This is a genomic window from Streptomyces sp. DSM 15324 (assembly GCF_001514285.1).
GTDB lineage: Bacteria > Actinomycetota > Actinomycetes > Streptomycetales > Streptomycetaceae > Streptomyces.
This window is the reverse complement of sequence record NZ_KQ949023.1, coordinates 407871-420542: the sequence shown is the minus strand read 5'-3', so window position 1 is coordinate 420542 and position 12672 is coordinate 407871. Positions and strand designations below refer to the sequence as shown.

The window sequence follows — 12672 nt, the reverse complement described above, 5'->3', positions numbered from 1 at the left end:
CGCGGAAGCGGGGGAACGGTTTCTGCACGCTCGTTCGAGTGAACGGCAGGGGCATGCGGCGCCGACCGGTCGCTGGGTGCCCCATCGTTCTGCCGGGGCACCCGGCGCGGGCTTAGCCTGGCAACAGCGCGACGAGGAGAACCACGGATGAGCGCCGACCCCATCAGGGAGACGGTCATGACGCACATGGACCCCATCGACCTGTTGAGCGCGATCGAAGAGGCGGCCCCCATGCCGATTCGACCCGAGTACGTCGAGGGGATGGCCATCGTGCCGCCGACGCCGAACGACAACCACAACGACGGCGCGTTCGAACTGAGCTTCCAGTTCCGCTCAGCCGGATTCCGTCTGGTGGGCATGGGCAACGGCTACCGCGCAGCCCACAAGGACGGCAGGACGATGGCTCTGCTCATCCCGGACTTCTACGTCCGTCGCCGCAGGCCGACCGAACTCGACGAGTCCTACCGCAAGGCCCACAAGGGCTGGTACCCCATCGACATGATCGCGCTCGTCGGCGAAGTCACCTCCACCAACCACGAGACCGACACCGGTCCCAAGCTCCGCACCTACGCCGCCGCCGGCATCCCGGTCTACGTCCTCATCGACCGCCACACCAATACCGCCCACTGCCACACCGACCCGGTCCTCCCCTCCGACGACCCCACCGAGGCCTACTACGCCACCGACACCAAGGTCGACCTCGGCGATCCGCTCCCCCTCCCGGCGCCCTACCCGACCCTGGAGACGGCCCCCTTCCTCGCCGCCGACGTCTGAGGATCTTCACAGGCGCCCCGCCTGTCCACCGCGTCACATCACCCCATATCGTCACTCAGACACCGGGCCCTTGTTCTGGAGCGCAACGCCCAGGGGTCCGCTCGAATGTGGGGATACATGAGGAAGCTCGCCATAGGCACCGCCCTGACCGGTGCCCTGGCCCTGGGGGTTCTGGCCGCACCGGCCGCACAGGCGGACTCGCCGGCGCTGACGTTCGCCGGTGTCAAGGTCAACCACGGCAAGAAGATCGTCGTGGGCACCACGGCGAAGGTGAAGGTGCCGGTCACGTACACGCTGACCCGTCCGGCCGACCTGACCCTCGACTACAAGAAGAACTTCGCGGGCGTCATGCTGTACCGCGGCCCCCTGGCCGAGCAGGACAGCTCGATCGAGCCGGACACCGCGCCGACCTGCACCACGACCGCGACCACCGCCACCACCGTGACCGCGTCCTGCACCGAGACCCTGGTCATCGACCCGTGGGACACCCTCTACGAGGCCGCCGACGCCGGCACCTGGAAGACCGCCGGCTTCTACGGCCACAGCGCCTCCGACGTCGACGACTCCGACGGGCACATCAGCCTGGAGTTCGGCTACGACGTGTGGGCCAATTCCGCGACCGCCACGATCCAGCACGCCGCGAAGCTCACCGTCGACGCGACCCCCGAGCCCGTCGAGAAGGGCCGGACCCTCACCGTCAAGGGCAAGCTGACCCGCGCCGACTGGAAGAAGGGCGTCTACAGCGGCTACCGCGGCCAGAAGGTGACCCTCCAGTTCAAGGCCAAGGGCGCGAGCTCCTACAGCACGGTCAGGACGATCACCTCCGGCACGGGTGGCGCCCTGTCCACCACCGTGAAGGCGGGCAAGGACGGTTACTACCGCTTCGCCTTCGCCGGCACGGCCACCACCGCGGCCAGGACGGCCGCCGCCGACTACGTCGACGTGAAGTAGGCACGGCACCGGCACCACCCGCACCACCGCACCGCCCCCGGGTAACGACTGCGTTGCCCCGGGGGCGGTTTGCGCTTTCCTGCCTTGACGCCCCCTTCGTGCCGGGCTTACCTTCCCTTCCATCGATAGGAAACTTTCCTAACAGTGGCGGGAAGTGGACGTGCCTCCCGCGTCACTGAAAAGCTGGGCGTCCAGAAAGGCAGGTGTCGATCCCCATGGCAGGAACCGCCGGTACGCCGGGCACCCCGCGCGTCCTGCGCGCCATGAACGACCGCGCCGCCCTCGATCTCCTCCTCGCGCACGGCCCCCTGTCCCGCACCCGCATCGGCAAGCTCACCGGCCTGTCCAAGCCGACCGCCTCCCAGCTGCTCGCCCGCCTGGAGGCGGCGGGCCTGGTCCTCGCCACCGGCACCACCGAGGGACGACCCGGCCCCAACGCCCAGCTCTACGAGGTCAACCCGGCCGCCGCCTACGCCGCCGGCCTGGACGTCACCCCCGAACGCGTCCTCGCCGCCGTCGCCGACGTCACCGGCCGGACCGTGGGCACGTACGAGGTGCCCACTCCCGGCAGAAGGACCGCCGGGACCGTCGTACGCCAGGTCACCGAGGCCCTCGACGGCGCCGTGAAGGCCGCGGCGCTGACCCGGGACGACGTACGGCGGCTCGTCGTCGCCACCCCCGGCGCCTTCGACCCCACCACGGGCCGGCTGCGCTACGCCTCCCACCTGCCCGGCTGGCACGCGCCGACGCTGCTCGACGAACTCGCCGCAGCGCTGCCGATGCCGGTCGAGTACGGGAACGACGTCAACCTCGTCGCCGTCGCCGAACAACGCCTCGGGGCGGCCCGCGGACACGACGACTTCGTCCTCGTCTGGAACGAGGGCGGACTGGGCGCCGCCCTCGTCCTCGGCGGCCGGCTGCACCGCGGCTGGACCGGCGGCGCGGGAGAGGTGGGTTTCCTGCCGGTTCCGGGAGCACCCCTGGTCCGGCACGTCACCAAGGCCAACAGCGGCGGCTACCAGGAACTGGCCGGCTCCCAGGCCATCCCCCGGCTCGCCCGCGAACTCGGCATGACCGGCATCCCCGACGGCCCCTACGCCGAGGTCGCCGCCGCACTCCTGCACCGCGCCGCGGCCGAGGACACCGTCCTGAACCGGCTGCTGCTCCAGACGTACGCCACCCGGCTCGCGACCGGTCTCGCCTCGCTCGTCTCCGTCCTCGACCCCGAACTCGTCGTCCTCAGCGGCGCCTCCCTGACCGCCGGCGGCGAGGTGCTGCGCGCCCTCGTCCAGGCCGAACTGGAGGAACTGGCCGCGTCCCGGCCGCAGCTGGTCCTGGGCGACGTCACCGAACGGCCCGTGCTGCGCGGCGCGCTGGAGAGCGCGCTGGCGGCCACCCGCGACGAGGTCTTCGACACCTCGCGCTAGCGACGACGCCCCGCACACCCTCTTTCTCACCCCTCTTCGCAGATCACCTCACCCTGCCCTGCCCCCGGGAGGTCCCGTCATGTCTGCACGCATCCCCTCAGCCGCCCGAAAGGCGGCTTTCGCCCTGACCGCCTCGACGGCTCTGCTGCTCGGCACCACCGCCTGTACCGGCCAGGCCTCGTCCTCCGGCGCGAGCGACGACGCGTCCAAGGAGCAGACCATCACCTTCTGGCACGCCTGGAGCGCGCCGAACGAGGTCAAGGCCGTGAAGGCGCTGGTCGCCGGCTTCGAGAAGGCGCACCCCACCATCCATGTGAACGTCGTCGGCAACATGACCGACGACAAGATCAACCAGGCCCTGCGCGCGGGCGGCAGCAAGGCGCCCGACGTGATCTCGTCGTTCACCACCAACAACGTCGGAAAGTTCTGCTCCTCCGGCGCTTTGATCGACCTCAACCCTCTGTTCAAAAAGGCGGGCATCGACCCGAACACCACCTTCCCGAAGGCGATGAACGAGTACACCCAGTACCAGCTCGACCGCTGCGCGGTGCCGCTGCTGGGTGACGCCTACGGCCTCTACTACAACAAGACCGCGTTCGGGAAGGCCGGCATCGGCAGCCCGCCGAAGACCTGGTCCGAGTTCGCGGCCGACGCCAAGAAGCTGACGATCCCCCAGGGCGACACGTACCAGCAGCTCGGCTTCATGCCGGACTACCACGGCTGGGAGACCACGACCGAGCACTACCTGGGCCAGTTCTCGCCGACCTACTTCGACAAGTCCGGCACGTCGACGATCGCGACCGACCCGGCCGTCGCCGACGCCCTCCGGCTCCAGAAGAAGCTCGTCGACGACCTCGGCGGCTTCACGAAGCTGGAGAAGTTCCGCTCCGGACTCGGTGACGAGTGGGGCCCCAAGCACCCCTTCCAGACCGGCCAGGTGGCCATGCAGCTGGACGGCGAGTGGCGTCTCGGCATGGCGCTCGCCACCAAGCCGGACTTCGAGATCGGCGTGGCCCCGCTGCCCGTCCCGGACGACCAGGCCGACCAGTACGGCAAGGGCTACATCACCGGCACCATCGCCGGTATCGCCGCCACCAGCACCAAGCGGAACGCGGCCTGGGAGTTCGTCAAGTACATCAGCACCGACACCGACGCGGTGGTGGGCTTCTCCAACGCCATCCACAACGTGCCCTCGACGCTGGACGCGCTGAAGTCGCCCGCGCTGACGTACGACCCGCGCTTCAAGACGTTCCTGGACATCGCCGCGAACCCGAACTCGACCACCTCCCCGGCCTCGGTCAACGGCGGCGTCTACCTGACCACCATCCAGCAGCTCGGCTACGACTACGAGAGCGGCAGGCTCACCGACCTGTCGGCGGGCCTGAAGAAGGCCGCCGCGCAGATCGACACGGACATCGCGCAGGCGAAGTAGCGATGAGCGCCCTCACCTTGCGGGTGAAGCGTCGCAGGTCGGCGCTGCGCACCCTGGCCTTCCTCTCGCCCTGGCTGATCGGCTTCGCGGTCTTCTTCGCGTACCCGATGATCTCGACCGTCTACTTCTCGTTCATGCACTACGACGGCTTCAAGCCGCCGACCTGGAGCGGCACGAAGAACTGGACCTACGTCTTCGACTCCTACCCGTTCTTCTGGCCCGCCCTGCGCAACACCCTCTGGCTGGTCGTGATCACGGTGACCCTGCGGGTCCTGTTCGGACTCGGCATCGGGGTGCTGATCACGAAGATCAAGACGGGGACGGGCGTCTTCCGCACCCTCTTCTACCTGCCCTACCTGGCCCCGCCGGTGGCGGCCACCATGGCCTTCGCCTTCCTCCTCAACCCCGGTACGGGACCGGTCGACTCGATCCTGGAGAAGATCGGCGTCCCGGCCCCGGGCTGGTTCAACGACCCGGACTGGTCCAAGCCGGCCCTCACCCTGCTGGCCCTGTGGGGCGTCGGCGACCTGATGGTCATCTTCATGGCCGCGCTGCTCGACGTACCGAAGGAGCAGTACGAGGCGGCCGAACTGGACGGCGCGTCGGCCTGGCAGCGGTTCCGGTTCGTCACCCTGCCCACCATCTCGCCGATCATCATGTTCGCCGTCGTGACCGGCGTGATCGGAGCCATGCAGTACTACACCCAGCCCCTGGTCGCCGGAAAGGTCGCCTCGGGGGTGATCCAGGGCGCGGGCACCATGTTCGAGCCCGGCTACCCCGAGCACTCCACGCTGACCCTCCCCCAGCTCGTCTACAACCTCGGCTTCCAGCGCTTCGACTACGGCTCCGCCTGTGTCGTCGCCCTGGTCCTGTTCGCCCTGTCGACGGCGTTCACCGCGCTGCTGATGCGGCGCCGGGGCGGTCTCATCCAGGCAGGTGACTGACATGACCCAGGTACTGGAGCGGCCGGTGGAGCTGAAGGCCCCCGTTACCCCCGCCGAGCGCACCGCGCGCCGCAAGGCGTTCCTGGAGTGGATCGCGATCCACTCCCTCGGCGTGGCCGCGGCCCTCTTCTTCACCCTCCCCTTCGTGTTCGTCCTCCTGACGTCCCTGATGAGCGACTCCCAGGCGCTCAGCCGCGACCTGATCCCGCACACCTGGGAGTGGGCCAACTACCGGAAGGTCCTCGACACCCCCGGCTTCCTCACCTGGTGGAAGAACACCCTGGTCTACGCGGGCCTGGGAACGGTCCTCACCGTCGTCTCCTCGATCCCGGTGGCGTACGCGCTGGCCAAGTTCCGCTTCCCGGGGCGCAATCTGGCGCTCATGCTGGTGATCTCGATGATGATGCTGCCGCCGCAGGTCGTCGTCATCCCGATGTACCTGTTCTGGGCCAAGCAGCTCGACCTCTCGGGCACCCTGTGGCCGATGATCATCCCGCTGGCGTTCGGCGACGCGTTCTCCATCTTCCTGCTGCGCCAGTTCCTGATGACGATCCCGAACGAATACCTGGACTCGGCGAAGGTCGACGGCTGCGGCGAGCTGCGCACCCTGCTGCGGGTCGTCCTGCCGATGGCGAAGCCCGGGATCGCCGCCGTCGCCCTCTTCCAGTTCTTCAACGCCTGGAACGACTACTTCGGCCCGCAGATCTACGCCTCGGAGAACCCGGGCGCCTGGACCCTCTCCTACGGCCTGGAGTCCTTCAAGGGCGCGCACCACACCGACTGGAACCTCACCATGGCGGCCACCGTGCTGGTCATGGCCCCCGTGATCCTCGTGTTCTTCTTCGCCCAGAAGGCGTTCGTCGAAGGCGTCACCCTCACCGGAGTGAAGGGTTAACAAGGATGAAACTCACCGTGGTAGGCGGCGGTTCGACCTACACCCCCGAGCTGATCGACGGCTTCGCCCGGCTGCGCGACACGCTGCCGCTGCGGGAGCTGGTCCTGGTCGACCCGGCCGCCGACCGCCTGGACCTGGTCGGCGGACTGGCCCGGCGGATCTTCGCCCGGCAGGGCCACCCCGGCCGGATCGTCACCACCTCCGACCTGGACGCGGCCGTCGACGGCGCCGACGCCGTCCTGCTCCAGCTGCGCGTCGGCGGCCAGGCGGCCCGCGAACAGGACGAGACCTGGCCCCTGGAGTGCGGCTGCGTCGGCCAGGAGACCACCGGCGCCGGCGGCCTGGCCAAGGCGCTGCGCACGGTCCCCGTGGTCCTCGACATCGCCGAACGGATCCGCCGGACCAACCCCGGCGCATGGATCGTCGACTTCACCAACCCGGTCGGCATCGTCACCCGCGCCCTGCTGCAGGAGGGCCACAAGGCGGTCGGCCTGTGCAACGTGGCGATCGGACTGCAACGCAGGTTCGCCGCCCTGCTCGACGTCGCACCGGCGGACGTCCACCTGGACCACGTCGGCCTCAACCACCTCACCTGGGAGACCGGCGTACGCCTGGGCGGCCCGGAGGGCGAGGACGTCCTGCCGGGGCTCCTGGCCGCCCACGGCGACACGATCGCCGGCGACCTGCGCCTGCCCCTGCCCCTGCTGCGCCTGCTGGGCGTGGTGCCGTCCTACTACCTGCGCTACTACTACGCCCACGACGAGGTCGTACGAGAGCTGCGCACGAAGCCGTCCAGGGCGGCCGAGGTGGCGGCCATGGAACGGCAGCTGCTGGAGATGTACGGCGACCCGGCGCTCGACGAGAAGCCGGAGCTGCTCGCCCGGCGCGGCGGCGCCTACTACTCGGAGGCGGCGGTGGACCTGGCGGCCGCGCTGCTCACCGGCGCCGGCAACCCGTACCAGGTGGTCAACACGCGCAACGACGGCACGCTGCCCTTCCTGCCCGACGACGCGGTGATCGAGGTGCAGGCGGCGGTGGGCCGGAAGGGGCCCTCCCCGCTGCCCGTGGCCCCCGTGGACCCGCTGTACGCGGGGCTGATGGCCAACGTGACGGCGTACGAGGACCTGGCCCTGGACGCGGCCCTGCGCGGCGGCCGGGACCGCGTGTCCAAGGCGCTCCTCGCCCACCCCCTGATCGCCCAGCACGCGTACGCCGACGAGCTGACCGACCGTCTGATCGCACACAACCGGGAGCACCTCGCGTGGGCCTGACCGCAAGCGTCCTCGCCATCGACGCGGGCAACAGCAAGACCGACGTGGCGGTGGTGGCCGCCGACGGGGAGGTCCTCGCCACCGCCCGCGGCGCCGGCTTCCGGCCGCCCGCCGTCGGGGTCACCGCGGCCGTGGACGCCCTCGCCGAGACCGTCACGCGCGCGTACGCCTCGGCCGGCGTCACCTCGGTGGCCCATGTCTCCGCCTGCCTGGCCAACGCCGACCTGCCGGTGGAGGAGGAGCAGCTGGCGGCGGCCCTGCACGCGCGCGCGTGGGGCTCCACCGTGGACGTCCGCAACGACACCTTCGCCATCCTGCGGGCCGGTGTGCCCGAGCCCCGGGGCGTGGCCGTGGTCTGCGGCGCCGGCATCAACTGCGTCGGCATGCGCCCCGACGGCCGCACCGCCCGCTTCCCGGCCCTGGGCCGTCTCTCCGGGGACTGGGGCGGCGGCTGGGGCCTGGCCGAGGAGGCGATCTGGCACGCGGCCCGCGCGGAGGACGGCAGGGGCCCCGCCACCGCCCTGGCCCGCACCCTGCCCGCCCACTTCGGCCACCCCGGCATGTACGCCCTCATCGAGGCCTTCCACCTGGAGCGCATCCCGGACCTGCGCCGCCACGAACTGACCCCCGTCCTCTTCGGGACGGCGGCCCGCGGCGACACCGTGGCCCGCGGGATCGTCGACCGCCTGGCGGAGGAGGTCGTCACGATGGCGACGGTCGCCCTGACCCGCCTGGACCTCCTGGAGGAGGAGACGCCGGTCCTGCTGGGCGGAGGCGTCCTGACGGCGGGCCACGGCCAGTTGGACGACGGCATCCGCGAGCGCCTGACGGCACGGGCCCCGAAGGCGGTGGCCACGGTGGTACGCGCCCGCCCGGTGCTGGGGGCCGCGCTGCTGGGCCTGGACGAGCTGAGCGCGGGGGCGCGGGCGCAGGAGAGGGTGCGCTCGCACTTCGAGACCGGGCGAGCCCGTCCCGCCCAGGAGCGCGGCGAACTGCGCGACCAGCCCGAACGCATCCGCACCCCGAAGACATGACACCCCCCGCGAAGGAACCGAACACCCGCCGAACGCGTTTTCATGGACAGGGGTGACTGCGATCTGATCAAGATCGAGTGAAGGCCGGTGTGCAAGGTCAGCCCCGCCAGCGATACTTGCGGCGAGGCATGACCATGGGGGAGGTCAGACGTGGCAGAACCGGCAACAGCCACTCCACCGACACGCCGCACGGCGTTCGCGGAGGGCGTGGACAAGGCCCGCGCCGCGGCGACGACGGAGCCCGGCCGGCTCCGGATCATCGGCGCCGTCCTCGCCCTCCTCGTGGTCGCCTTCGGCGCCGTCACGGCCTGGCAGACCGCCGACCGCGCCGCCGCGGCCGACGACGTGCTGCACAAGAGCCAGCCGCTGAGCGCGGCCGCGGCCGACATCTACCGCTCCCTGGCCGACGCCAACACGGCGGCCTCCAGCGGCTTCCTCGCGGGCGGCCAGGAAACGGCCGCCTCCCGCGAGCAGTACGAGCACGACATCGACAAGGCGGCGGCCGAGTTGGTGAGGGCGGCGGCCAGCTCCGACCCCGACTCCCCCGCCGCCGACTCCATCACCAGGCTCAACACCCTGCTCCCGGAGTACAAGGGCCTGGTCGAGCGCGCCCGGACGTACAACCGTCAGGGCTTCCCGGTCGGCGGCGCCTATCTGCGCTACGCCAACCAGAAGATGCAGGACGAGATGCTCCCGGAGGCCCGGAAGCTCTACACCAAGGAGAACCGGCGCCTCGAGGTCGACTACGCCGACGCGACCCCCTACCCGTGGGCGGCGATCGGGCTGGGCGTCCTGGCGCTGGCCGCCCTGGCGTGGGCGCAGCACCGCAACTACCGCCGTACGAACCGGGTCCTGAACCACGGCCTGGTCTCGGCCACCGCGGCCGCCACCGTCGTCCTGCTGTGGCTCGTCGTCGGCCACACCGTGGCCCGGGCGGGCCTGAACGACTCCTACGACCACGGCGTCCGCTCGCTGAACGTGCTGCACGAGGCGCGGATCGCGTCCCTGAAGGCGCGCGGCAACGAGAACCTCACGCTGGTGGCGCGCGGTGCCGAGACCGAGAAGATCACGGTCGACGGCGAGGTGAAGACGGTCGACAAGTACGACAACGACTTCACCACCGACATCGACGACCTCACCGCCCGCCTCGCGCAGGCGGCGAAGCTCGCCGACGACCGGGCGGGCCGGCAGCCGGTCACCTCGGCGCAGGGCAACATGAAGGTGTGGAAGACGCGCCACTCCGCGGCCCGCGAGCAGGACGACTACGGCAACTACGAGCAGGCGCTGGCCCTGGTGATCGGTGACAAGGGCGCGACCGCCGAGTGCTTCGACAGCGTCGACGACAACCTGGAGAAGGCGCTCGCGCACGAGCAGAAGGAGTTCCGGCTGGCGGCCGGGGACGGTCTGGACGCGATGACCGGTCTGACGGCCGGCGCGGCCGTCCTCGCGGTGCTGGGTGCGGCGGGCGCGGTCCTCGGCATCGGCCGCAGGCTGTCGGAGTACCGGTGAGAGGGGGCGCGACGATGCGTGCACGACGTGTGCGGGACGGTCTGCAGGGCTGGGGCGGTGTGGGGGCGATGGCGTCCGTCTGCGCCCTCGCGCTGACCGGTGTGCTGCTGCTGCCGCTGGCCACCGGCCACCGGGGCGACGGCTCGACCGGCCTGGCGGGCCCGCGGATCGCCGCGGGTACCCCGGCGGCGGACACCACGTGCCCGGACCCGGAGAAGCAGACGCTGCCGCCGTCGAGCGCGGACGGGCCGACCATCGACGCGATCAAGGCCCGCAAGGGCGAGAAGCGCAAGCTGATCGTCGGCGTCGACCAGAACAGCTACCGCTGGGGCTACCGCGACCCGAACAACGCGGGCACCGAGCTGGAGGGCTTCGACATCGACCTGGTGCACCGGATCGCCCAGGACATCCTCGGCGACCCGAACGCGGTCCAGTTCAAGGCCATCCCGACCAACCAGCGCATCCCTGCCCTCCAGGACAAGCAGGTCGACATGGTCGTCCGCACCATGACGATCAACTGCGACCGCATCAAGCAGGTCGCGTTCTCCGCGCCCTACTTCAAGACCGGCCAGCAGGTCCTCGCGCCCAAGTCCTCGCCGATCAAGGGGTACGACGCCACCCTGGCCGGGAAGAGGGTCTGCACGGCGTCCGGTTCGACCGCGTTCCTCCGTCTCGGGGCGGACAGGGCGGCGGGCCGCATACCCAAGAGCGTGAATCTCGACACGGTCGTCCCCAGCCAGCTGGACTGCCTCGTGCGGCTGCAACTCGGCGAGGTCGACGCGGTCGTCACCGACGGCGCGCTCGCGGCGAGCCAGGCCGCCCAGGACCCGACGGTGCAGCTCAAGGGGGCCCCGTTCACGACCGAGTACTACGGCGTGGCGATGAACCTGAAGGCGAACGACCTGGTCAGCCGCGTCAACCAGATCCTCGTGGAGTACCGGGCGAACGGCTGGCAGGCGTCGTACGCGAAGTGGTTGTCGGCGACACTGGACCGTGACGCGACGCTGTCGGAGCCGCCGCCTCCCGTGTATCTGCGCAAGGGCTGACGGACCGACAGGCAGGCGACACAGCGGGTCAACGACCCGCACGGCGGCGAAAGAGGTGATCGATGGGCGTCACGGGAGCCCCCGGGCCGGTGATGGACCGGGACGAGGTCGACCGTGCGCTGGCGCGGCTCGGCGCGGAGCACGAGGCGATCGAGACCTCGCTCCTCGCCCTGCAGGACCATGCGGGCCGACGGCTCCTGGAGGGCGCCCGGCTGACCGGGGTCACCGAGCGGCGCTGGGGCGCCGCCGAGGCCCAGATCACCCTGCTGTGGGCGTACTTCGACGCGTACACCGACGCGTTGCGAGCGGCGCGGGAGATCCGCTCGCGCCGCCGCTGGTCCAGCCGCGAGGACCTGGTGGAGCTGACGGAGCTGCTGCGCGGCGAGTCCGTGACGGTCGCCGGCTCGGCCACGGCCACGGTGAACGCGCCGGCGCTGGTCGGCACCGGCAAGCTCAGCCAGAGCTTCTCCCTGGCCGCCCTCGTCGACACGATGAACGAGCTGTACGCCTCGTCGCTGGACATGGTCGTCGCCGCCGACGCGGTGTGGTCGGCGCTGCCCGCGCGGATCGATTTACTGGCCGCGGAGCTCCAGCGCACCCGGCAGCTCGCGCACTCGGTGGGCGTGCGGCCGGGCGAGCATCCGGCGGGCGACGACCTGGAGCGCATCACGGCCACGCTGACGCGGCTGCGCGAGGAGGTGGTGTCGGACCCGCTGGCGTACTGGGTGCCGACGCAGGGCAGTTCGGCGCCCGGTGGCGGCCGTCCGGACACCACGGTGTACGACCGTGAGGCGCGCGCCCTGGAGGAGGTGCGGCGGGAGATCGACGCGGTGCTGACGGTCCGCCAGGACGCCGAGCAGCGGCTGGTCAGACTGCGGGACGTGCTCAGCCGGGCCGACCGCACGCTCGCCGAGGCCCGCACCGCGCGCGGGGAGGTCCTCGCCAAGATCGCGGCGACGGAGGTGCCGGTGGTCAGCGGCCCGCCGACCGTGCTCCAGGAGCAGCTGGCGACGGCCGCCGAGTACCGGCGGCACGCGCAGTGGCACCGGCTGTCCCCGCTGCTGGAGTCGCTGGAGCAGAAGGCGGAGGACGAACTGCTGCGGGCCCGCGAGTCGCTCACCGCGGTCACCGCGCCGCTGGCGGTGCGCGCGGAGCTGCGCGGCCGGCTCGACGCGTACAAGGCGAAGGTGGCGCGGCACGGCCTCGCCGAGGACCCGTTCCTCATCGAGCGCTACGACGCGGCGCGCCGCATGCTGTGGAGCGCGCCCTGCGATCTGCGCGTCGCCGAACAGGCCGTCCTGCGCTACCAGCGGGCGGCCGCCGAACTGCTGGCCGCCCCGCGCGTACCGGAGCAGGGCGGGCCTGAGGACCACAGGGGGGAGCGGTAGC

The 12672-nt window shown here is 71.1% G+C and carries 11 protein-coding genes; all 11 read left to right on the top strand.

What is annotated here, in order from left to right; all coding sequences use genetic code 11:
* Positions 1-147 precede the first annotated feature (147 nt).
* The 11 genes from AQJ58_RS01840 (at position 148) to AQJ58_RS01790 (ending at position 12671) form a co-directional block, all read left to right on the top strand.
* A complete protein-coding gene (locus AQJ58_RS01840) occupies positions 148-774 on the top strand; it encodes a Uma2 family endonuclease (protein WP_067244148.1) in 627 nt (208 codons plus the stop codon).
* A gap of 117 nt (positions 775-891) precedes the next feature.
* Entirely contained in the window at positions 892-1725 is an 834-nt protein-coding gene (locus tag AQJ58_RS01835) for a hypothetical protein (RefSeq protein ID WP_067244146.1), read from the top strand.
* Positions 1726-1940: 215 nt separating this feature from the next.
* On the top strand, positions 1941-3152 hold the full coding sequence (locus AQJ58_RS01830) for an ROK family transcriptional regulator (RefSeq protein ID WP_067244144.1): 1212 nt from the start codon (positions 1941-1943) through the stop codon (positions 3150-3152).
* Positions 3153-3231: 79 nt separating this feature from the next.
* Positions 3232-4584, top strand: coding sequence for an ABC transporter substrate-binding protein (locus AQJ58_RS01825; RefSeq protein ID WP_079078640.1), 1353 nt, complete (start codon positions 3232-3234; stop codon positions 4582-4584).
* 2 nt (positions 4585-4586) lie between these two features.
* The gene (locus tag AQJ58_RS01820; RefSeq protein ID WP_067244142.1) at positions 4587-5528 is read left to right on the top strand and encodes a carbohydrate ABC transporter permease; all 942 of its coding nucleotides are present in this window, start codon (positions 4587-4589) and stop codon (positions 5526-5528) included.
* A gap of 1 nt (position 5529) precedes the next feature.
* Complete coding sequence (locus AQJ58_RS01815) at positions 5530-6423, top strand: carbohydrate ABC transporter permease (protein WP_067244141.1); 894 nt, start codon at positions 5530-5532, stop codon at positions 6421-6423.
* A gap of 5 nt (positions 6424-6428) precedes the next feature.
* Positions 6429-7694, top strand: coding sequence for a 6-phospho-beta-glucosidase (locus AQJ58_RS01810; protein WP_067244139.1), 1266 nt, complete (start codon positions 6429-6431; stop codon positions 7692-7694).
* Positions 7685-8728, top strand: a complete 1044-nt coding sequence (locus tag AQJ58_RS01805) for an N-acetylglucosamine kinase (protein WP_079078638.1) — start codon at positions 7685-7687, stop codon at positions 8726-8728. Before AQJ58_RS01810 ends, AQJ58_RS01805 begins: the two co-directional genes overlap by 10 nt.
* Positions 8729-8878: 150 nt before the next feature.
* Complete coding sequence (locus AQJ58_RS42245; protein WP_067244137.1) at positions 8879-10237, top strand: hypothetical protein; 1359 nt, start codon at positions 8879-8881, stop codon at positions 10235-10237.
* A gap of 14 nt (positions 10238-10251) precedes the next feature.
* On the top strand, positions 10252-11283 hold the full coding sequence (locus tag AQJ58_RS01795; protein WP_067244136.1) for a glutamate ABC transporter substrate-binding protein: 1032 nt from the start codon (positions 10252-10254) through the stop codon (positions 11281-11283).
* A 62-nt stretch (positions 11284-11345) separates the two neighbouring features.
* Positions 11346-12671 carry a hypothetical protein gene (locus AQJ58_RS01790; RefSeq protein WP_067244134.1) on the top strand — a complete coding sequence of 442 codons (1326 nt, stop codon included), beginning with the start codon at positions 11346-11348 and terminating at the stop codon, positions 12669-12671.
* The last annotated feature ends 1 nt before the right edge of the window (position 12672 follow it).